Source organism: Mycobacterium sp. ITM-2016-00317, assembly GCF_002968295.1.
Taxonomy (GTDB): Bacteria; Actinomycetota; Actinomycetes; order Mycobacteriales; family Mycobacteriaceae; genus Mycobacterium.
In genome coordinates, this window is the sequence record NZ_CP134399.1 from 5,486,094 (window position 1) to 5,506,876 (window position 20,783).

A 20,783-nucleotide genomic window follows, 5' to 3' on the forward strand; every position below is an offset into this window, starting at 1 on the left:
CCTAGGAGATGCCATGACAGCAGAGACTGTGCTGCCCCGCCCCGATACCCATGATCTGGGCACGGATCCGATTCCGACGGGTCCGTACTACCTGCCCGAATACTTCGGCGCCGAACGTGAGGCGATCTTCAAGCGGACGTGGCTGGAGATCGGCCACGTCTGCGAACTCGCCGAACCCAACAGCTACATCGTCCGCGACCTCGAAGTGGCCAACACGACGGTGCTGATCACCCGCGGCAAGGACGGTGAGATCCGCGCCTTCCACAACGTGTGCACCCACCGCGCCACCCAACTGGTACTCGATCGAGGTGGGCGACGGTCGTCCTTCAGCTGCCAGTACCACGGATGGAACTTCACCCCGGACGGCCGCCTGCGGTCCGCCCCGGACTTCGGGAACTTCTACATCGACAAGGCTGCGTGCGGTCTGCCCAAGATCTCCGTCGACGTCTGCGCCGGGCTGATCTTCATCAACCTCGATCCCGAGCCGAGGCAGAGCCTGCGCGAGTTCCTCGGGCCGATGGCGGCCAAGCTGGAACTGCTGCCGGTCGCGCAGGCAACGACGTTCACCGAGTACGTGTACGAGATCGACGCGAACTGGAAACTCACCTTCGACAACTTCCAGGAGAACTACCACCTGCGGTTCATCCACCCCCGCAGCGGAGGCAATGGACCCACCGGGCCCGACAATCCGTTCGGGTATCCCACAGACATCGGGTTCTCCGGGCCGCATCGATACCAAACCGTCTGGACCAATCCGGAATTCACGCCGGCCGAGGTGCAGGGTATCGCGCTGATGAAGCAGCTGGAGGGAGCCATGGCCAGGCAACTGGAATTCAACATGGACTACCTGGTGCTGTTCCCGAACTTCTTCATCTTCGGCATGGCCATCCAACATTTCTCCCACGTCGTCTACCCCGTGTCGGCGACGAAATCACGCGGCGTCGTGCGCCTCTACTGGGTGGGCGAGGACGCGAACGCCAGTGAGCGGTTCGCCCGCGAGTACGCCGCATGCACCACCCTCGACATCCATTCCGAGGACCGCGAGGTGATCGAGGCCGGGCAGCGCGGAATCAGCAGTGGCGCACTGAGCCACATACATTTCCAGGCTCAGGAGGTGCTGCTGCGGCACCTCTATCTCCAGGTCGATGAGGCAGTATCGGACTACCGGGCGGAGGCGGGACGATGACCACCGAACAGTTACCACCCGGATTCGAGACCCTGGAACCGTTCGTCGAGCGCTGGGCGGTCGACTCCGCTGATGATCGGCTCAAGCGCAGGCTCAACAGTGCGGAGTCCGAGCGCGTCGCGTTCTTCAACGCCGCCAAGGACCGCCTTCAAGATGGACTGACGCACCTGGACAAGAAGCCGTTCGACGAGTACCACGACGACGAAACGCGGCTGATGCAGCTGTTTCTCAGCTTCGCGCACATCGCGCTGGCGGTCGAGGTACAAGGTGACGCCGAGCCCAAGCACGCCGAGGGCGCACGCCACATGACCATCACCTCGGCACCGTCGAGCGGGCGGCTGGAACGCAGCTAGGGCGCTAGGTAGGAACGAGGACGCGGGCAGCCGCCACGCAGGGACCTAACCGGTCGAGGGGTCCCACGCCGGCCTCAGCTGACGTCCGCATGGGTACTTCGAGCCCGACGTGCACATCCCGGGGCAACGCGTCGAGGATGTCTGCAAGCGGCAGAGTCCCGGTACCGGGAATCATCCGCTCGAACGTCGCGGCCATCAGGTAGTCCTCCATACCGCTGATGACCGGCATGTCGCTCAGCTGTACGTAACCGATGACCGCCGGATCCAGGGCCCGGATGTCGTCGGCACCCGCGCCGGAATACCCAAGATGCATGGTGTCGATGAGCAACCGGAAGTCGTGGCGCCCCACATGCCGTACCGCGGCGAGTGCGGTATCCAGGTCGCCCACCACGGATCCGGGCATCATCTCCAGTGTCGTCTGCATGCCACGTTCGGCGGCCAACTCGGTGAGTATGGCGAACTGGTCGAAGGTTCGGTCGCGGTCCGGGTCCAGACCGAGGGTGTTGATCCGGGGTGCGCCGAGCTCACGCATCAAGTCCAGGTCGGCAGCGTACGCGCGGCAATCGGCGCCCGGCACGACGAGAAAGCCCTCCCCCAGTGAGATCTGCACGCCGCACTCATTCATCGCCACACGCAGGTCGCGCCGCAGACCTGCATCGTCGCGCAGCGAGAAGGGAGGGTAATCGAGCGACTCCAGCGGCATCGCGGTCAGACCTGTGGAGATCTGCCCGACGCCGAGCTCGGCAGCCAGACGCACGAATTCGACCGGCGGCAAACCGAACACGCTCAGGTACTCGATGGCAAGCCTGTCGTCGGTCACAGGCCGGCCTTCAACGCGGCGCCGGCATCGATGAACAGTTGCTGCCCGGTGACGTAACGCGATTCATCGGATGCCAGATAGACCACCGCGTGCGAGATGTCGGCCGAATCGACGTAGGGAACCGGAATGGCGTGCATGAACGTGAATCCGATCTCGGCGTCGGCTCGCGTCGGCTCGGCAAGGTCGGGCCGGAAGGTCCGGTAGATCGCGTCGATGTGCAGCATGTCGGTGTCCACGTTGGTCGGGTGGACCGCGTTCACCCGGATCCGCTGATCCGCCAAGACCAGTGCGAGTGACTTCGTGTAGCCGCACAGCATGCTCTTGGCCAGGCCGTACCCGGCCGCGCCGGGACCCTGCAGGCCGAGTCCATCGCTCCTGTTGACCTGCGATGCCAACGCCGCGATCGAACCGATGGCGATGATCGAGGAACCCTCCGGCAGATGCGGCAGAGCGACGCTGACAGTGTTGACGACGCCGACGAAGTCGACGTCGAACGCATCGACGAAACCCTGTACGGGGACGGCCGGACCGAACGCGGAGATGCCGGCGTTGGCCACGATGACGTCGAGCCCACCGAGTGCTGCCACGGCATCGTCGACTGCGTCGGCGAGCCTGACTCGGTCGCGCACATCGACGGTCGCAGTGACGATGCGTCGACCGGCCTCCTCGACCAGGCGCCGGGTCTCGTCGAGATCGGCTTCTGTGGCCAACGGGTTGGGTGACGACGCGATATCGTCGCAGATGTCGATGGCGATGACATCGGCGCCCTCGGCGGCCATGTGCAGAGCGTGACTTCGCCCTTGGCCGCGGGCGGCGCCGGTTATCAAGGCGACCTTGCCCTCGAGTCGACTCATACCGCCTGTCCTGCTCTGCATTCGACGAGAAGTTGCACTATACGACTGTATAGGATCAGTGCGGCGACAACTCCGGATCGGGCCAGAATATTGCGGCGCGCGTGCTATACAGTTGTACAACTCGACGCATGCACGACCCGTGGAAGGACACCATGACGAACTCCGATGAACTCGACCAGTTGCGCAACCGCGTGCAGTACCTCGAGGACCGCACCGCCATCCTCGACTGCGTGATGAAGCAGGCCCGTGGGCACGACCGCCACGACTCCGAGTTGATGGGCAGCGTCTACTTCGACGACGGCGTCGACGAGCACGGACCCACCGTCAAAACGGGACCTGAGTACGGGGATTGGGCTAACCAGGCGCACACCGCGGTGTTCGAGGATCATTTGCACAACGTCACCACCCACACCTGCGAGATCGACGGCGACGTCGCCCATGCCGAGAGCTACGTGATGGGCGCGATGCGGGTCAAGGGCGGCAAGATCGTGTCACTGATGGGTGGCCGCTACCTCGACCGCCTGGAACGTCGCGACGGTGTGTGGAAGATCGCCCTGCGTCGGTGCACCATCGAGTGGATGATCAGCGGCGACTCCTCGATCCTGGGCAAGGGCGCGGTCAAGGGCTTCATCAAGGGCAAGTGGGACAAGACCGACGCCTCCTATCTTCGCCCGCTGAAGCTGGACGATCCCGTCGACCGGTGGTGACCGCGTGAGACTCGCGGGCCGGGTCGCGCTGATCACCGGCGGGGCGTCCGGCATCGGCCGCGCGACGGCGGTGCGGTTGGCCGCCGCGGGTATGCGGGTATGCGTGCTCGACCTCGACGGCGCGGCCGCCACCGCGGTGGCCGGTCCACTTGATGGCCTCGGATTACGTTGCGACGTCAGTGATGCCGACCAGGTCGACGCGGCCTTCGACGCCTGTGTCGCCGAGCTCGGTGTGCCGGACCTGGCGTTCCTCAACGCCGGTGTCACCATCGACTGGTCCGGTGACATCGGTTCACTGGACCTGGCCCAGTACCGGAGGTCGGTCGGCGTCAACCTCGACGGGGTGGTGTTCGGGGTGCGGACCGCCGTGCGCGCGATGCGGTCGCAGGCCGCTGAAGACCGGGCCATTCTGGCGACAGCCTCCCTGGCCGGCCTGATGCCCTGGCATCCCGATCCGGTCTACTCGCTCGGCAAGCACGCGGTCGTCGGGCTCATGCGTTCTATCGCCCCGAGTCTCGCTGCCGAAGGCATTGCCGTGCACACGATCTGCCCGGGAATCACCGAGACCGGTGTGCTCGGCGACCGGCGTCCGCTCGTCGAACGCATCGGGGTGCCGGTGATGGAACCGGAGACGATCGCCGACGCGGTGCTGGTCGCGCTCGACGCCCCGGCGGACGCCACAGGGACGTGCTGGGTGGCGCAGCACGGAAAGACCGCCTGGGCCATGGACTTCGCGTCGGTGGACGGTCCCGACAACAGGCTCAACGTGCCGGTGGCCTGCCGCTAGTCGGCGCGCGCAGCCCGGCGCGAGCGACGAGTTCGTCGTCGTCGACCAGAACCAGCATCGGTTGTCCCGGCACGCAGAACATGGTGACCACAAAGCGGCTGCGGATGTCGTTGCGGTTGTTGGCATCCGAGTAGTGAATGACGTCGCCACCGGGCTCCCAGAACGCCTCACCTGCCCGGATGACCCTCGGTGGTTCACCCTCGAGCTCGAACAGCATCTCGCCCTCCAGGACGTAGCCGAACGCCGGCCCGCCCGGGTGGCGGTGCGGCGGGGTGCCGCGACTGCCGGGCGGGTACTCGACCACCACCGTCATCGCTTCGACGTCCGTCGAAATCGCGGGCGGACTTACGCACTGCACGACGGTGACCGCCGTCTTCCACTCCTCGCCATACGCTGCGGACATCGGTGCCTCCTCAGGCCGCGCGCTGGACTGCGGTTACGAAACTGCCGCGTGCGCAGTCGCTGTCGACCAGGGCGCGACGCAGCTGGGTCCGTGCCCTCGACACCCGAGACATCACCGTGCCGATCGGGATGCTCATCAACGCCGCGGTCTCCGCGTAGGTGTAGCCCTCGACGTCCGCGTAGTACAGCACGGTCCGGAAGCCTTCCGAGAGGTGTACCAGCGCGTCGCGGACGTCGTCGTCGGGCAGGGACTCCAGCAGCTCGGCCTCGGCGGAGCGCAGCCCCGTCGAGGAGTGCGCACCGACACCGGCCAGCTCGCGGTCGGTGATTCCGTCGGAGAGCACCTCGGCCGGGCGGCGTTCCTTCCACCGGTACGCGTTGATCCACTGGTTGTACTGGATCCGGAACAGCCACGCCTGCAGGTTGGTGCCCGCCCGGAAGTTACCGAAGCCGGTGTAGGCGCGGATCAGCGTCTCCTGCAGCAGGTCCTCGGCGTCGGCGTCGTGGTGGGTGAGTCGGCGGGCGCCCCGGAGCAGCACGTCGACCAGCGGCAGGACCTCCGCGGCGAACCGGGCCTTCAGTTCGTCGCTCGACTCGGGTTCGTCGGTGTCGATGTCGATGACCTTCATGGGACTACCTCCGGTTGAGTTCTCCGGCCCCGGACGGGCCGTCGAATTCAGACTGGCGGCCGTCCGCTCCGAGGGGACCCTTGGTAGTCCGTAGTCCTGGCCCCTAGTGGGACCACGTGACGGTGCGCAGCTGCCTGCGGGAGGTGATCCCGAGCTTGACGAACACCTTCCGTAGGTGCCATTCGACGGTGTGGACGCTGATGAACAGCTGGGCGCCGATCTCGGCGTTAGTCAGCCCGTCGGCGGCCAGCCCGGCGATCTGGGCCTCCTGGGCGGTCAGCGCGTCATGAGTGCTCAGCGGGTGCTTGCGGACCTTCTCACCGACGGCGATGAGTTCCCGGCGGGCCCGCTCGGCGTAGCCGTGCGCCCCCATCCCGACGAAGATGTCGTGGGCCTGTTTGAGGTCCGGCGGGCGTCGGCGCGCCGGTTGACCCGCCGCAGCCATTCGCCGTAGCCGAGATGGGTCCGCGCCCGATGCACCACCACGCGTGACCGGCTCAGTTGGTCCAGCGCCTCGGTGAACAGCCGGTCCGCGTCGGCATCGTCGGCCAGCAGCGCCCTCGCGTGGGCCATCGCGCCGAGCCCCCACGGGGTTCCGCTGGCTCCGGCGCGTTCCTCGATGTGGCCGATGGCCTGCTGGGCGGCGTCCTGTTCACCGATGTGGACGGCGGCCTCGACGAGTTCGTGCAACGCCCAGGTGTAGAAGCCCAGATCTTCGTAGGCGCAGGCGTCCTGAGCGGCGGTGAAGGCTTCCCGGTAGCGGCCCAGCCCGTTGTACAGCACCGCAGCCGCATACCCGGTGAGCCCGACGAGTCGCCCTTCGCCGCGGGCGGCGCCGTCGGCCGCGGCGGCCTCGATCAGCCGTGTGGCGTCCGCGGGATCACCGCGCCACGCGGCGATCACCAGGAAGTAGTAGCGGACGGGTCCGGCGTGGGTCGTGGCCGCGGTGATTGAGTGCGCCTCGGCGATCAGGGTGGCGGCGGCGCTCAGTTCGCCGAACAGCACATGCACGCCGGCCCGGTACACCAGTGCCTGGGGAAGGCCGGCCAGCGCGCCGCTGTCGCGTGCCTGCCGGACGACGGCGGCCGACAGGGTGTCGACGAGGTTCTCGTCCCACAGTTCGTGGGCCGCGGATTCCTGCAGGATCGGGAACGCCGGGACGAGCCACCGTTGCAGCTGGCCGGGATCGGTCACCGCCAGTGCGGACATCGCGTCCAGTGCGGTGCGCAGGTGCTGCACGCCGCCGTCGATGCCCCCGGTGATCCGCTCGGCCATCCCGCGGAAGAACAGGTCGACGGCCCGTGGCAGGTCGGCGGTGCGGGCCATCGCCTCGCGGGCCGCCTCGGCGGCGTTGAGAAGTGCCCCGGGCTGTCCCAGCCGACCGGCGTACATCAGCGCCGCGAACGCTTCCAGATAGCACTCCCGGGAGGCGGAGTCGTCGACGTCCTCCAACTGCTTGGCGGCCTCGAGCAACGCGGGTGCGGTCTCCCCCACCGACGGTGCGCCCGCCTCGCCCGTCCGGCTGCTGACGAACGCGATCTGGGCGCGCAACCGCGCCGCCCGCGCGCGTTGGAGCTCGGACAGCGGTGCCAGCTCGGCGATGGCCAGCAGTTCGTATGCCTCCGCGGCCGCCGCGGAGTCCCGTTTCGCCTGTGCCGCGGCCAGCGCGCGGTTCCCGCGCAGCTCGGGATCGGCGGTGAGCACCGCGGCGCGCGCCAGGAATGCGGCGGCCGCGGCGATGCCACCGCGGCTCTGCGCGCGGTCCGCCGACGCCTCCAACTCCGCCGCCACCGAATCATCCGTTCCCGCCACCGAATTGGCGGCGTGCCAGGCCCGCCGGTCGGGATCGGAGGCGGCGTCGGTGGCTGCGGCGAGTGCCCCGTGGATCGCGCGACGATCGGCCGCGTCGGCGGTGCGGTAGGCGGCCGCACGCACCAGCGGGTGGTGAAAACGCATCCGCGGGCCGAACTCGATGACCCCGGCCGACTCGGCGGGTGCCAGCGCGTCCACCGCGACTCCCAGCAGCGCGGCCGCGCGCAGGAACAGCGCCGAGTCGCCGACCGGTTCGGCAGCCGCGAGCAGCAGCAGCCTGCGGGTGTCGTGCGGCAGTTCCCGCAGGCGCAGGGCGTAGCTCTCCTCGATCCTGCTGGGCGAGGTCAGTGTGCCGACAGTCCAGAATCCGCCCGCCAGTTCCGCCGGGGAATAGCTGCGCGGCACCTCCAGCAACGCCAGTGGGTTGCCACGGGTTTCGGCCACCACCCGGTCCCGCACATGGGGGTCGATGCCGCCGATCATCGCCTGATCCAAAAGGGTCCGCGCGTCGGCGTCGGAGAGACCGCGGACCGGCAGCTCCGGCAGCCCGGCCAGTACCTCGGCGCCGCCGGAGCGGGCGGCGAACACCAGTGCCACCGGTTCGGCCACCAATCGGCGGGCGATGAAGCCGAGCGTCTGCAGCGAGACCTGGTCCAGCCACTGGGCGTCGTCGACGACACAGAGCAGAGGCTGCGTTTGCGCGGCGGCGGCGAGCAGGGTCAATGCCCCCAGCCCGACGAGGAACCGTTCGGGGGCCGGTCCGGATCCCTGCCCGAACGCGACCGCGACCGCGTCCCGCTGCGGAGGCGGCAGGTCGTCGAGGTGCCCCAGCAGCGGGGCGCACAGCTGGTGCAGCCCGGCATAGGGCAGCTCCATGTCGGATTCGACCCCGGACACCTGGACGCAGCGCAATCCATCCGCCTGGCCGAGGAGATCGTCGAGCAGCGCGGTTTTTCCTGCGCCCGGTTCGCCGCGCAGCACCAGCACCTGCGACCGGCCCGCCCGCACCGTCGAGATCAACTCGCGCAGCGTCTCGGTTTCCGCCGTGCGTCCGCACAACGGCCGTCGTCCCCGCGCCTGGCTCGACATCGCCTCACCGTAGCCAGGCGATGTCCCGCGGTCTAGCGGTCGGTGACGAAGGTGACCGTCTCCGACAACGGCGCTCGGCGCGTGCGCGGGTGGCTGATGCCCGGGTCTTCGTAGCCGATGGACAAGCCGCAGAACAGGATCACCGTCTGCAAGTACACCCCGACGTCGGCCCACTGCGGCAATCCGAGCCCGCGGTCGACATAGCAGAACAGTGCGGCAGGCGCGCCGAAGCATCTCCAGTTGCCGATTGCCGCGCGGTGCCTGGCTTCCCAGTCGTCGCGGGTGATGCCGAGTGCACCGTAACGCTGCTCGGCGAAATCCCGGCGGCGGTCACGGTAGGGCGCAGCGAGATCAGCCGGATACATCTCGAACTCGCGTTCGTCCACGATTCTCCGGAGGTGGCGCGCTCGACGGCCCGTTTCTTCAGCCGCTCCAGCGGTTCACCGGTCACCACGTAGCTGCGCCAGGGCTGCAGGTTGGAACCCGACGGCGCCCACGCCGCTGTGGCCAGCACCCGCAACAACGTCTCGGTGGGCACAGGCCGGTCACTGAACCCGCGTACCGCGCGCCTACTGCGGACCGCCTCATAGATATCCACCGTGCGCCCTCCATCAGTCGTCGGTGACCTGCTCAGCCCCTGGCTGCGGTCTCCAGCACCCAGTCGCTGAAGCGGGTGTCGAATAACGTGGCGCCGTCCCCGGGAACCAGGGTGTCCTCGTCGATGTCCACGCCCCAGTACCCGGCGTCGGGATCGGCGACCACCTCGCGGGTGTCCCCCCGCGCGGTGAGCGCGGTCCGGATCAGTTCGGGCAGCCGGAACTTCTCGGGCCCGCCCACTTCGGTGATGCCGTCGACCGGGTCGTTGACCGCGGCGATGGCGACCGCTTCGGCGACATCGGCCGAGGCCATCGGCTGGAACGCCGCGTCCGAAAGCCGCACGGTGCCATCTTTGGTCGCGGAATCGGCGATGGTGGTGAGGAATTCGAAGAACTGGGTGGCCCGCACGATCGTGTACGGGGTCGGCCCGGCGCCGATCAGGCGCTCCTGCGCCAGTTTCGCCTTGAAGTAACCGCTCTCCCGGGCGAGTCGTTCGGTGCCGACCACCGACAGCGCCACGTGGTGGGCCACACCGGCATCGGCCTCGGCGGCGAGCAGATTGGCCGTCGACGCGGTGAAGAACTCCCGGGCGGCGGCCTCTTCGAAGCTCGGCGAGTTGGTCACATCGACCACCACCTGTGCGCCGGCGAGCACGTCCGCCAGCCCCTCCCCGGTGACTGCGTTCACACCGGTCGACGGTGCTGCGGCCACCGCGTCGTGGCCGTGCTCGGTGAGACCGTCCACCACCTTCGATCCGATCCGGCCTGTGCCGCCGATGACAACGATCCTCATGGTGGTTCCTTTCTGCTGACTGGGCCGAGGCCGCGATCGCTGCCTCGTGCGCCAGAACCTGCGCGCCGCGGCCGATTCATCCCGGTGGCGGTCGTCACTGCCGGATGACTGCCCGGACAGTCGCTGGTTCCAGCCGATGACACAGGAGAGGACCACTCATGGAGCTAGAGGGATTTCGGGCGCTCGTCACCGGCGGAACCGCGGGCATCGGTCTGGCCAGTGCCCGGCTGCTGGCCGAGGCCGGCGCCGACGTACTCATCGCCGGACGGCACACCGGGCACGGCGAGGCCGCCGCCGCGACCCACGGCAGGCTGCGTTTCGTCCGCGCCGACCTGGCCGATCCGGCATCGGTGGAGATGCTCGTCCGCCGGGCTGGTGACGTCGACGTGCTCGTCAACAACGCGGCCAGTTTCCCCGGCGCGATGACAGTCGACCAGGACGCCTCGTCGTTCGCCCGCACCTTCGACACCAACGTGCGCGGCACATACTTTCTGACTGCCGGGCTGGTCACGGGCATGCTCGCCCGGCGACGGGGCAGCATCGTCAACATCACCTCGATGGTGGCGGTCAAAGGCGTACCGGCGGCCTCGGTCTACAGCGCGTCGAAGGCGGCCGTGGAGTCGCTGACCCGCACGTGGGCCGCCGAATTCGGAAGCCACGGTGTCCGTGTCAACGCGGTCGCCCCCGGTCCCACGGGGACCGAAGGCGTGCAGGCGGAATGGGGCGACACCAACGACGAACTGGGCCGTGCCCTGCCGCTGGGCCGGGTGGCCGAGCCGGTCGAGATCGCACACGCCGTGCTGTTCCTGGCCTCACCGCGGGCGAGCTTCATCACCGGAGCGACCCTGCACGTCGACGGCGGCGGCGCAGCAATCTGAGCCGACGGGATGACTCTTGACGACGACGGCCGTTCTGGCGGTCGCACGCATTCCCGACCCGAAGGAGAAACCATGAGCATGACCGAAGTCCGTCTCGACGAGTTGGTCCCGTCCCGCTACGCGGTGCAGATCGGCGACATCGAGGTACTCGTGATCAGCGACGGAGTGCTGCCGATCACCGCCACGACACTGGCCACCAACGCCGAATCGGCGGAACTGGCGGGTTGGCTGCACGACATGTTCCTGCCACCGGACGTCCTGGACTGGCCCCTGAATGTGGTCGTGGTGCGCAGTGGCGGCCGGACGATCCTCGTCGACGCGGGACTGGGGGTGGAATTCCCCGGCTTCCCGCGCGCCGGTCAGACCGCCTCGCGCTTGGCGGCCGCGGGGGTCGACCTCGGATCCGTGACCGACGTGGTGCTCACCCATTTGCACATGGACCATGTCGGCGGGTTGCTCACCGACGGGCTGCAGGCGCAGTTGCGCCCGGATCTGCGGGTTCACCTGGCCGCCCGGGAGGCGGAGTTCTGGACCGCGCCGGACTTCTCCCGCACGGCCATGCCGCAGCCGGTACCGGAGGTTCTCCGGTCGGTCGCGTCCCGTTTCCTGGACGAGTATCACGGCCGGCTGCGGCCGTTCGAGACGGAGTACGAGGTGGCGCCGGGCGTGCTGATCAGCCGCACCGGTGGCCACACCCCCGGTCACAGCGTGGTCCGGTTGGCCTCCGGCGGGGACGCGCTGACGTTCGCCGGCGACGCCGTGTTCGCGCCCGGATTCGACAACCCGCAGTGGCACAACGGCTTCGAGCACGACCCCGAGGAAGCCGCCCGCGTCCGCGTCGCACTGTTGCGTGAGCTCGCGGCGACCGGGGAGTCGATGGTGGCCACGCACCTGCCGTTCCCGTCGGTCTGCCACGTGGCCACCGCAGGCACGGCGTTCCGTTGCGTGCCCGCGGCCTGGGACTACTGACCCATCAGCGCGGGCATCGAATCCCAGCCGCGCACCGTCGCGGTGGGGGCGCGAACCGCGTTGTCCTCATCGATCGTCCAGTCCGGCCAGCGCTTCAGGATCTCTTCGAGGGCCACCTGGGCCTCGATGCGGGCCAGGGACGTCCCGAGACAGAAGTGCGCGCCCCGACCGAACGTCAGATGGTTGGGGTTGCGCCGGATGTCGAAGACGTCGGGGTCGTCGAACCTGCGCTCGTCCCGGTTTGCCGCACCCGCCATCAACAGCAAAGCACTACCGGCCGGCACGGCCTGGCCGTGGTATTCCACGTCTTTGGCCACGTATCTGGCGATACTGTGGACCGGCGGTTCGAAGCGCAGCACTTCCTCGATGGCGCCGGGAATCAGGGACGGGTCCGCCGCGAGCTCACGGCGCTGGTCCGGATGGTCGGCGAGCACCTTGCCGAGCCAGCCGAAGAGGCCCACGGTCTCGGTCCCGGCGTTGGCGATGACACCGAGGAACACCAGCAGTTCCTCCTCACGCAGCTTCCGCTTCTGACCGTCGACGTCGTCGAACTCGACGTTGAGTAGCTCGGTGACCAGATCGTCGGACGGATTCTCTTTACGCCACGCGACGTAGTCACGAAACATGTTGCCGTTGAAGTACTTGTCTTTCTTCACCGGCAACGGCTCGCCCGGCTTGTTGCGCAACCGCTCGCCGGCGACCTTGCGAACGCTGCGCTGGAGCGAGTCCGGCATCCCGACCAGCATGCCGATCACCCGCATCGGCATCTCCGACCCCAGGTCGAGTGTGAAGTCGAAGCGGTCACCGCCTGTCAGCGGATCCAGGCATGCCGCGCAGAACGTCCTGATCTGCTCCTCGATCTCCTTCATCTTCCGCGGGGTGAAGGCGCGCGATACGAGCAGTCGGTGCACCGTGTGCACCGGCGGGTCCTCGTTGATGAACACCCCTTCCGGCATCACCGGTTCAGCCTTCACCACCTCCAGGATGTCCCCCTTGGCGTTACTGAGGTTATCGACGTCGCGCAGCGCGGCTTCCACGTCGCCGAACCGGCTCAGCGCCCAGAAGTCGAACTTCTCGTTGTAGTACAGCGGCGCTTCGTCGCGGAGCCGCGCGTACACCGGATACGGGTCGACATCGATCTCGACGTGGTAGGGGTCGTAATACAGGCCACTCACCTGTACGATCGTACAGCACAGTTGCGCTGCGAGGGAGAGTCGATGCACATCGGATTCGTCAGCATGAACACCCCGGACGACCTCGACCCCGGGACCTTGGCCCACGAGCTCGAGGAGCGGGGATTCGAGTCGCTGTGGGTCGGTGAGCACCCCCAGATTCCGGTCGCGGCCGCAGGCACCATGCCGACGCCGCTGCTGCATGCCCAGCAGCGGATCTGGGACCCGCTGTTGTCCCTGCTCATCGCAGCGCAGGCCACGTCCACGCTGCGGCTCGGTACCGCGGTCGCACTCCCGTTGGAGCATGAATTGTTCACGTTCGCTAAGCAAGTCGCGACCTTGGACCGGTTCAGCAACGGCCGTGTGGCGCTCGGCGTCGGTGTCGGCGTACGTGCCGAGCTCGCCGTCTCGAACCGGATCGCGTGGGCGGACCGCTACCGGGCGCTGGCCGACATGGTGGCCGCGCTGCGAGTGTTGTGGACCAGGGACGAGGCGTGCCATCACGGGGAGTTCTACGACTTCGATCCGGTGTGGTGCCATCCCAAGCCGCAGCAGCAGCCGGGCCCGCCACTGCTCGCCGCAGCCACGGGACCCAGGGCGATCGGCGAATGTCTGTCATGGGCCGACGGGTGGCTCCCCGGCGACGCCGCGTACCGCGATCTCCCCTCGGCGGTGCAGGATTTCCGGCGGCGCGCCGAAGAGGCGGGACGGGATCCCGCCGAACTGGACCTGACCGTCATGGCGTGGGGTGATCCGTCGGCGAACCGCCTCGCCCGCTACCGCGACCTCGGTTTCACCCGCGTCGTGATCGGTGGCGGTCGCCGCGACAGCGGGGACCCGACGACCACGCTGCCCTTCCTCGACCGGTACGCGGCGATGGCCACCGAGCTCCGTTGACCGGTGACCATCGCGGCGGGCTCTCAGGAGGCAGGTACCGGACGCACCCGTTCGTTCACCAGCTCGATCAGCTGACCGTCGGGATCCCGGACCATGCAGGCGAACCCGCCACCCGGGTCTGCGACGACGGATCCCCCGGCGGCCGTCACCGCAGCCTGCGTTGCGGCGAGGTCAGCCACCGCGATCGACAGATGGGTCAGCCCCGCGCCGACCATTCCGCGCTCAGGCTCATCGGGGGCGGGATGCCCGGCGAACGTCAGCAGCTGTAACACGACTCCGCCGTTGCGCAGATACACCGCCTCGAAACCGATCGGCGGCGCCAACCCCAGCAGCCCCTCGGCCACCTGGTCGGGCACGGTCAAGCGCTTCACCTCGGCGAATCCCAGTGCCTCGTAGAACTTCTGCGACGTGTCGAGGTCGCGTACCCGGACACCGATGTGGCTGAGATCCATGCTCACACCCCCGCCGGACCGGGGCCGCCGTGCATGTAGAGCGTCTGCCCCGAGCAGTAGCTCGACGCGTCGGAGGCGAAGAACAGCACTCCGTAGCCGATTTCGTCAGGATCGGCGATGCGGCCCGACCCGTTGGTCTGGCCGATCATGTCGATGTCGAAGCCCTGGCGTTGCGCGTCGGCCTCCAGACCGGGCGTGCGGATGGCACCGCAGGCGATGCAGTTGACCCGCACGCCTTTCCTGGTCCAGGCCGCGGCCATGGATCCGGTGAGGTTATTCAACCCGGCCTTGGCCGCGGCGTACACCGGCGCCTGCGGCATGGCCAGCAGGCTCGCACCGGACGAGATGTTCACGATCGCGCCCCTGCCCTGCGCGATCATCGGCTTGGCCGCCGCGCGCGACAGATACCAGGCGCTGGACAGGTTCAGGTCCAACACCTGGTGCCATTCGTCGTCGGTCCACTTCATCAGGGACTTGGTCTGGCCGCCGCCGGCGTTGTTGAGCAGCACGTCCAGCCGGCCGAACTCGGCGAGCGTGGCGTCGACGAGCGCCTGGCACTGACCGGCATCGGTGACGTCTGTGGGGACCGCGATCGCGCGCCTACCGAGTGCCTCGATGTCGGCGGCAGTCGCCTTCAACGGCTCCTCACGCGGCCGGCGAGCACGATGTCGGCGCCGTGCTGGGCCAGCACCAGTGCCGAGGCCCGTCCGATGCCGGTGCCACCGCCGGTGATGACCGCGACCCTGCCTTCCATCGAAAACCTATCGCTCACAGCATGACTCCTGTCGGCCGGGACCACTTTGCAGTACGACTGTACAGCATTGTGGTACTGGACACTCCGGCTTGCGTCGAGTACACCAATGGTCATGCCGCATCCGACGAACGACGTCTGGGAAGTGCTGTCCACCGCACGATCGATCCGGCGGTTCACCGACGAGCCCGTCGACGCCGAGACGCTGGACCGCTGCCTGCAGGCGGCGACCTGGGCACCCAACGGCGCCAACGCCCAGCTGTGGCGGTTCATCGTGCTGGACGGGGCCGAGCAGCGCGCGGCGGTCGCCCAGGCGGCCCAGATCGCATTGCAGTCAATCGAATCCATCTACGGCATGACTCGTCCCGACGCTGACGACGGCAGCCGTGCCGCACGCAACAACCGCGCCACCTATGAACTGCACGACCGCGCAGGCGAGTTCACCTCGGTCCTGTTCGCCGCGTACAAGAACGAGTTCTCCTCGGAGTTCCTGCAGGGCGGCTCGATCTATCCCGCGCTGCAGAACTTCTACCTCGCCGCGCGCGCCCAGGGCCTCGGCGCGTGCATCACCAGCTGGGCGTCCTACGGCGGCGAGCAGGCGCTGCGCGACGCGGTGGGCATCCCCGACGAATGGTTCCTGGCCGGGCACGTGGTGGTCGGATGGCCGCGCGGACAGCACGGTCCGGTGCGGCGACGACCGTTGTCGGACGTGGTGTTCCGCAATCGCTGGGATCCCGAGCGCGCCGACATCACCTACGGCCGGGGAGCCAGACCCCGCGGCAAGTGAGCGTCGCCGCGCACCGCCTCACCGCATCACGTGGGCCTGCTGCTGCACCGGATGCACATCGAAAAGTTCCCGATACGAAGGTGGTTGGCGGTCGCCCTCGTCCTTGATCCCGTACTTGGCCGCCAGCTCCGCTCCGATCAGCGTCTGGCCGCTCACCGCCATGACGTCGGGGTCTCGGTACAGCTCCCAGATCACGTGGCCGGTCAGCTCCGGTGTCTCGGCGCTGTCGAGGATGTGGCCGAACTTGTCGGGATTGCTCGCGACGATGGCGCGGACCCGGTCGGTGAGCAGCGAGCCCATCCAGATCGACACCGCCGCGATGCCGACGTCGCGGAAATCGTAGGCCATGTCGGCGGCCATCTTGTCCACGCCGGCCTTCGGCACACCGTAGGCCGGCCCGAACGCATAGTGCACGGCACCGGAGGACGAGGTGAACACCACCAGGCCCGCACGGTTGGGCACCATCAGCGGCGCGGCCAGAACGGTGGCGGCGTAGCTGCTGCGCAGACCGACGTCGAGGGTGTCGACGACGCTGAGCGGTTCTTCCCAGAACTTGGTGCGGCCCATCATCTCGTCACGGATGATCGCCGCGTTGTTGACCAGGATGTCGACGCGGCCGTGATCTCGCGCCACCCGGTCGAAGAATGCGGCGACCTGCTCGTCGTCACCGTGGTCGACACAGACCGGGATGCCCTCTCCGCCTGCGGCGGTGACCCGGTCGGCCGTCTCTCCGATGGTGCCGGCCCGCGTGCCGCCGGGGTCGACGGTGCGTCCGGTCACGTAGACGGTGCAGCCGTGCGCACCCAGCGCGTGTGCGATGCCTGCGCCCGCGCCGCGACTGGCTCCGGTGACCACGGCGACCGGGCGTCGGGGGGTCATGCGGTCTCCCCGATGCGCGCAGCGGCCTTGAGTGCGGTGATCGGCCGTGCCGGGCCCTGGTCGTTGGACACGTACGGACAGCGCGCCAACTCGAACACGGCGTCGCTGCCCGCGGCCACCCAGTGCCCGTCGTAGGTGTCGGTCCACGCCGGCGGGCACGCGCCGTGCATCTCCTGGGTGATGTCGAGGAACCTGTCCCGGTGGTCGGGGCCGTGCCGGTCGAAGTGGTAGCGCGGCACGGACTTCGCCGAGCCTGCGCAGAGATCGCCGTTTTCGTCCAGAACACGATCTGTGCGCACTCCCGGTGCCTGTGCACGTTCAGTATTCACAGGACCGCTCCACCGTTGACTCCGATGACCTGCCCCGTCACATAGCCGGCGACATCCGAGCACAGGAACGAGCACACCGCCGCGACGTCCTCGGGACCGCCGGCCCGCCGGGATCGCCTGCGTCAAGTACTCGTCCGGGGGCAGCTTGCCCTCGGCTTGCTGCTGACGCAGCATCGGTGTCTCGATCGCGAAGGGCGGCACGGAGTTCGCGGTGATCCCGTGCCGGGCGTAGTCGCGCGCCACGGTCTTGGTCATCGCGATCACACCACCCTTGGCCGCCGAGTAGTGCCCCTGCCGCGGTGCGCCCTGCTGACCCGCGGCCGATGAGATCGTCACGACCCTGCCCCAACCCGCAGCGACCATGTCCGACAGTGCAGCCCGGATGCACAGGAACGTGCCGGTCAGGTTGACCGCCAGATAGCGGTTCCACTCGTCGAGGGTGATCTTGTCGAATCGGGTGAATCCCCCGATCGCGGCGCTGGTCACGAGGACCTCTACCGCGCCGAATTCGTCTCGGACAGCAGCGAATGCGGACTCCACCGCCGATTCTTCCGCAACATCGACCGGCACCGCGACGGCCTGCGCCCCGGTGTCGCGCAATCCGGCGGCGAGCCGGCCGGCCGCGTCGGCGTTGACATCGAGGATGGCCACTCGATGGCCGTCGGCGGCCAGACCGGCGCTGATCGCCTCGCCCAGGCCCGACGCCCCGCCGGTCACCACCGCTACTCGACTCACCGTTTCTCCTCATCGCCGCTGTACGAATGTATAGCACATGCCCCGTCGCCGAAATTGCATTCCACGCGGCCAATCCCGGGAATCCGCCGCGTGGAATGCAATTTCGGCGGGAGTTGGGTCAGTGGCCGTCGAGGATGAAACCGGCTGCCCGCCAAGCCATTGCCATGACCGGCCCGTTGAGGTTTCCGGCGACCATCGTCGGCATCACCGAGCAGTCCACCACCCGCAGCCCGTCGACGCCGCGGACGCGCAGCTGACTGTCGACGACGTCCTCGTCGTCGGGTCCCATCGCGCACGTACCGACGGCGTGGTAGCCGCAGTAGCCGCCTGCCAGCGCGGCGTCCACCAGATCCTCGTCGCTGCGCACGTCGGTTCCGGGGTAGGTCTCGTGACTGATCCGCTCGGCGATCGGTGACTGTTCGAAGATCATGCGCATCCGCCGCAGCAGATTCGCAGTCGCCTCGCGGTCGTGGGCGGTGTCCAGGTAGTTGGGGTTGATCCGGAGTGCCGCAGCAGGATCGGCGGCTGTGATCTCGACATAGCCCTGGGACGTGGGTCGCAACACCATGCCCAGACAGGACAACCCCGGTTCACGTTCGATGACCACCGGCTCGCCGGTGTTGTACGGCGGCAGCGTCCACGGGCCCATCATGATCTGCGCGTCGGGCCGTTCGGCGTCGGGTTGCGCTTTGACGAAGCCGACGATGTCGAACGACGGCGCGGCCAGCGGACCCTTGCGGGTGGCCAGGTACTTCATGCCGGTGAGCGCCTGCCCGAAGCTTGTCGCCAGCCGCTTGTTGTAGCCGAGGTCCTCGTTGAGCCGGTATCGGACTGTGGCACACCGGTGCTCACGCATCCGGCGTCCCACGTTGTCCCGTTCCAGGTAGACCGCGACGCCGGCGTCCGTCAGCACATCGCGCGGACCGAGGCCGGAAAGCTGCAGCACCTTGGGCGAATTCAGGCTGCCCAACGACAGGATGACCTCCCGGTCGGCGCGCAGTTGTTCAGACCCCGACCCGGCGGTCACCTCGACGCCGACCGCCCGCCCGCCCTCGAACAGCACACGTTCCACCACGACACCGGTGCGCAGAGTCAGGTTCGGCCGGCGCAGCGCGGGTCTGAGAAACGCGGTGGCGGCGCTGACCCGGCGTCCGCGCCGGATCGTGGAGGTGGCGTAGCCGACGCGTTCCCCGTCGGACTCGTTGATGTCGGGCACCCGCCAGAGCCCGGTGCCCGCGGCCGCGTCGATCATCTCCTCGCACAACGGGTCGGGGTCACGCGGCACCGAGATGTGCAGCGGACCCCCGACGCCACGGGTCGCCGACGCGCCGAGCTCGTTGTCCTCGAAACCTTTGAAGATGGGCAGCATGTCGTCCCAGCCCCAGCCTTTGTTGCCGAGTCGTTCGAGGCCGTCGTAGTCGGCACGGTGGCCGCGGTTGTAGATCATCCCGTTGATCGAGCTCGACCCACCGATCACCTTGCCGCGCATCCACTGTTCGACGTGGGTGTCCGGACCGAACGGCGTGGTCTCGTAGTGCCACATGTGCCGTTCACTGTCGAACAGCTTCCCCGAGCCCTTGGGGATGTGCAGCCACAGGTTCCGGTCCCCGCCGCCCGCCTCGAGCAGCAGCACGCTGACCTTCGGGTCCGCGGACAGCCGGTTGGCCAGCACACACCCTGCCGAGCCGGCCCCGGCGATGATGTAGTCATAGCGCGTCACAACCAACGTCCGCCTCTCCGCCCACCCGCTGTACGGACGTATAGTACGTGGGCTCCGTGGGGTTCGTCGGCAAATCGTCCGGGCCGCGGTTGGACCCGCGCGGACGTGGGTAGTCCGCCGGGGTGGAGCGGGCACGGATCGCCGCGGTAGGGGTCGCAGCACTGGTGCTGGCGGCGTGTGGGACGACCGCGCAGCAGGACACCCAGAGTTCCCCGCCACCGCCGCCCACCCCGACCGCCGCGAGCCCCGCCCCGACGAGTGCGCCGCCCGCAGCCGCCCCGTCGACGTCGGGCTTCGCGGACGTGGTCGAGCGGGTCAGCCCCAGCGTCGTCACCATCCAGATCGAGGGCGGCGTGGGCAGCGGCGTGGTGCTGCGCCCCGACGTCATCGTCACCAACGCGCACGTGGTGGGCAACGCCCGCGAGGTGACCATCGGCTTCGCCGACGGCGTCACCGCCCGCGGCCAGGTGCTGGCCACCGACGACGTGACCGACCTCGCGGTGGTGCGGTCCGAACGCGGCGAACTCCCGGTGCCTGAGTACCGCAGCGAACTGCCCCGCCCCGGCGAGATCGCGATCGCCATCGGCAGCCCGCTCGGGTTCGAGAACACCGCCACCGCGGGCATCATCTCCGGGCTCAACCGCAACATCCCCGACTCGGCGCTGGAAGGTTCGTCGCTGGTGGACCTCATCCAGACCGATGCGTCGATCTCGCCGGGCAACTCCGGCGGCGCGCTGCTCGACGCAGACGGCCGGGTGGTCGGCATCAACGAGGCCTACATCCCGCCCACCGCAGGCGCGGTGTCTCTGGGGTTCGCCATCCCGACGTCGACCGTGCTGGATGTCACCGGGCAGTTGCTCGCCGACGGCCGGGCTACGCACACGTTCCTCGGCGTCTCCACCAGCCGTCTCACCCCGGCGATCCGGCAGGAGCTGCGGGTGCCTGTGGACAGCGGGGCCCTGGTCCGCGGCGTGGAGCCGGGCAGCCCTGCGGCCGCCGCGGGAGTGCGCCCCGGAGACGTCATCGTCGAACTCGGCGACGACTCGGTGAAGTCCGTGGAAGACCTCCTCGGCGCGCTGCGCCGGACCGCGCCCGGGTCCCGGCAGCCCCTGGTTGTCGTGCGCGGCGGACAGCGGGTCACGCTGCAGGTGACCGTGGGGTCGCGCGGCTGAGCCCGTCGGCGCGG

The 20,783-nt window shown here is 68.5% G+C and carries 19 protein-coding genes and 4 pseudogenes; 9 read left to right on the forward strand and 14 right to left on the reverse strand.

Going from position 1 to position 20,783, the window contains the following annotated elements:
- Positions 1-13: 13 nt before the first annotated feature.
- Positions 14-1,186, forward strand: a complete 1,173-nt coding sequence (locus C6A87_RS26265; protein ID WP_311114919.1) for an aromatic ring-hydroxylating dioxygenase subunit alpha — start codon at positions 14-16, stop codon at positions 1,184-1,186.
- Complete coding sequence (locus C6A87_RS26270) at positions 1,183-1,539, forward strand: hypothetical protein (protein ID WP_311114920.1); 357 nt, start codon at positions 1,183-1,185, stop codon at positions 1,537-1,539. The genes C6A87_RS26265 and C6A87_RS26270 overlap by 4 nt, the downstream gene beginning before the upstream one ends.
- 4 nt (positions 1,540-1,543) lie before the next feature.
- On the opposite strand, the gene C6A87_RS26275 is transcribed toward C6A87_RS26270, so the two are convergent.
- Both C6A87_RS26275 and C6A87_RS26280 read right to left on the reverse strand, forming a co-directional pair.
- Positions 1,544-2,359, reverse strand: coding sequence for a TIM barrel protein (locus C6A87_RS26275; protein WP_311114921.1), 816 nt, complete (start codon positions 2,357-2,359; stop codon positions 1,544-1,546).
- Positions 2,356-3,213 (reverse strand): mycofactocin-coupled SDR family oxidoreductase, encoded by an 858-nt coding sequence (locus C6A87_RS26280; RefSeq protein ID WP_311114922.1) that lies wholly within the window; start codon positions 3,211-3,213, stop codon positions 2,356-2,358. The genes C6A87_RS26275 and C6A87_RS26280 overlap by 4 nt, the downstream gene beginning before the upstream one ends.
- A gap of 152 nt (positions 3,214-3,365) precedes the next feature.
- Here C6A87_RS26280 and C6A87_RS26285 point away from each other — a divergent pair, with 152 nt between their 5' ends.
- Together C6A87_RS26285 and C6A87_RS26290 are read left to right on the forward strand one after the other, a co-directional pair.
- Complete coding sequence (locus C6A87_RS26285) at positions 3,366-3,920, forward strand: nuclear transport factor 2 family protein (protein WP_311118087.1); 555 nt, start codon at positions 3,366-3,368, stop codon at positions 3,918-3,920.
- 4 nt (positions 3,921-3,924) lie between these two features.
- The gene (locus tag C6A87_RS26290; RefSeq protein WP_311114923.1) at positions 3,925-4,707 is read left to right on the forward strand and encodes an SDR family NAD(P)-dependent oxidoreductase; all 783 of its coding nucleotides are present in this window, start codon (positions 3,925-3,927) and stop codon (positions 4,705-4,707) included.
- On the opposite strand, the gene C6A87_RS26295 is transcribed toward C6A87_RS26290, so the two are convergent.
- The 5 genes and pseudogenes from C6A87_RS26295 to C6A87_RS26315 form a co-directional block, all read right to left on the reverse strand.
- Entirely contained in the window at positions 4,682-5,110 is a 429-nt protein-coding gene (locus C6A87_RS26295) for a cupin domain-containing protein (RefSeq protein WP_311114924.1), read from the reverse strand. The two genes, C6A87_RS26290 and C6A87_RS26295, sit on opposite strands and share 26 nt — an antisense overlap.
- A gap of 10 nt (positions 5,111-5,120) precedes the next feature.
- Positions 5,121-5,738 (reverse strand): sigma-70 family RNA polymerase sigma factor, encoded by a 618-nt coding sequence (locus C6A87_RS26300; protein WP_311114925.1) that lies wholly within the window; start codon positions 5,736-5,738, stop codon positions 5,121-5,123.
- Positions 5,739-5,841: 103 nt separating this feature from the next.
- Positions 5,842-8,639, reverse strand: a pseudogene (locus tag C6A87_RS26305) (AAA family ATPase).
- Positions 8,640-8,671: 32 nt separating this feature from the next.
- Positions 8,672-9,237, reverse strand: a pseudogene (locus tag C6A87_RS26310) (nitroreductase family protein).
- A gap of 32 nt (positions 9,238-9,269) precedes the next feature.
- Positions 9,270-10,028 (reverse strand): SDR family oxidoreductase, encoded by a 759-nt coding sequence (locus tag C6A87_RS26315; protein WP_311114926.1) that lies wholly within the window; start codon positions 10,026-10,028, stop codon positions 9,270-9,272.
- A gap of 158 nt (positions 10,029-10,186) precedes the next feature.
- Here C6A87_RS26315 and C6A87_RS26320 point away from each other — a divergent pair, with 158 nt between their 5' ends.
- Together C6A87_RS26320 and C6A87_RS26325 are read left to right on the forward strand one after the other, a co-directional pair.
- On the forward strand, positions 10,187-10,906 hold the full coding sequence (locus C6A87_RS26320; protein ID WP_311114927.1) for an SDR family oxidoreductase: 720 nt from the start codon (positions 10,187-10,189) through the stop codon (positions 10,904-10,906).
- A gap of 72 nt (positions 10,907-10,978) precedes the next feature.
- On the forward strand, positions 10,979-11,875 hold the full coding sequence (locus C6A87_RS26325; RefSeq protein WP_311114928.1) for an MBL fold metallo-hydrolase: 897 nt from the start codon (positions 10,979-10,981) through the stop codon (positions 11,873-11,875).
- Here the strand turns inward: C6A87_RS26325 and C6A87_RS26330 are convergent.
- A complete protein-coding gene (locus tag C6A87_RS26330; RefSeq protein WP_311114929.1) occupies positions 11,869-13,050 on the reverse strand; it encodes a cytochrome P450 in 1,182 nt (393 codons plus the stop codon). The genes C6A87_RS26325 and C6A87_RS26330 overlap by 7 nt on opposite strands.
- Positions 13,051-13,092: 42 nt before the next feature.
- On the opposite strand from C6A87_RS26330, the gene C6A87_RS26335 reads away from it, so the two are divergent.
- Entirely contained in the window at positions 13,093-13,944 is an 852-nt protein-coding gene (locus C6A87_RS26335) for a TIGR03619 family F420-dependent LLM class oxidoreductase (RefSeq protein ID WP_311114930.1), read from the forward strand.
- A gap of 23 nt (positions 13,945-13,967) precedes the next feature.
- On the opposite strand, the gene C6A87_RS26340 is transcribed toward C6A87_RS26335, so the two are convergent.
- Positions 13,968-14,396 (reverse strand): VOC family protein, encoded by a 429-nt coding sequence (locus C6A87_RS26340; RefSeq protein ID WP_311114931.1) that lies wholly within the window; start codon positions 14,394-14,396, stop codon positions 13,968-13,970.
- 2 nt (positions 14,397-14,398) lie between these two features.
- Positions 14,399-15,168, reverse strand: a pseudogene (locus tag C6A87_RS26345) (SDR family NAD(P)-dependent oxidoreductase).
- A 94-nt stretch (positions 15,169-15,262) separates the two neighbouring features.
- Between C6A87_RS26345 and C6A87_RS26350 the strand changes: the two are divergent.
- Entirely contained in the window at positions 15,263-15,934 is a 672-nt protein-coding gene (locus C6A87_RS26350) for a nitroreductase family protein (RefSeq protein WP_311114932.1), read from the forward strand.
- Between the two features lie 18 nt (positions 15,935-15,952).
- On the opposite strand, the gene C6A87_RS26355 is transcribed toward C6A87_RS26350, so the two are convergent.
- The 4 genes and pseudogenes from C6A87_RS26355 to C6A87_RS26370 form a co-directional block, all read right to left on the reverse strand.
- Positions 15,953-16,813 (reverse strand): SDR family NAD(P)-dependent oxidoreductase, encoded by an 861-nt coding sequence (locus C6A87_RS26355; RefSeq protein ID WP_311114933.1) that lies wholly within the window; start codon positions 16,811-16,813, stop codon positions 15,953-15,955.
- Positions 16,810-17,112 carry a hypothetical protein gene (locus tag C6A87_RS26360; protein WP_396836943.1) on the reverse strand — a complete coding sequence of 101 codons (303 nt, stop codon included), beginning with the start codon at positions 17,110-17,112 and terminating at the stop codon, positions 16,810-16,812. The genes C6A87_RS26355 and C6A87_RS26360 overlap by 4 nt, the downstream gene beginning before the upstream one ends.
- 26 nt (positions 17,113-17,138) lie before the next feature.
- Positions 17,139-17,877 (reverse strand): annotated as a pseudogene (locus C6A87_RS26365) (SDR family NAD(P)-dependent oxidoreductase).
- A 118-nt stretch (positions 17,878-17,995) separates the two neighbouring features.
- Positions 17,996-19,597, reverse strand: a complete 1,602-nt coding sequence (locus C6A87_RS26370; RefSeq protein WP_311114935.1) for a GMC family oxidoreductase N-terminal domain-containing protein — start codon at positions 19,595-19,597, stop codon at positions 17,996-17,998.
- 122 nt (positions 19,598-19,719) lie between these two features.
- Between C6A87_RS26370 and C6A87_RS26375 the strand changes: the two genes are divergently transcribed.
- Complete coding sequence (locus C6A87_RS26375; protein WP_311114936.1) at positions 19,720-20,769, forward strand: trypsin-like peptidase domain-containing protein; 1,050 nt, start codon at positions 19,720-19,722, stop codon at positions 20,767-20,769.
- Positions 20,770-20,783: the final 14 nt, after the last annotated feature.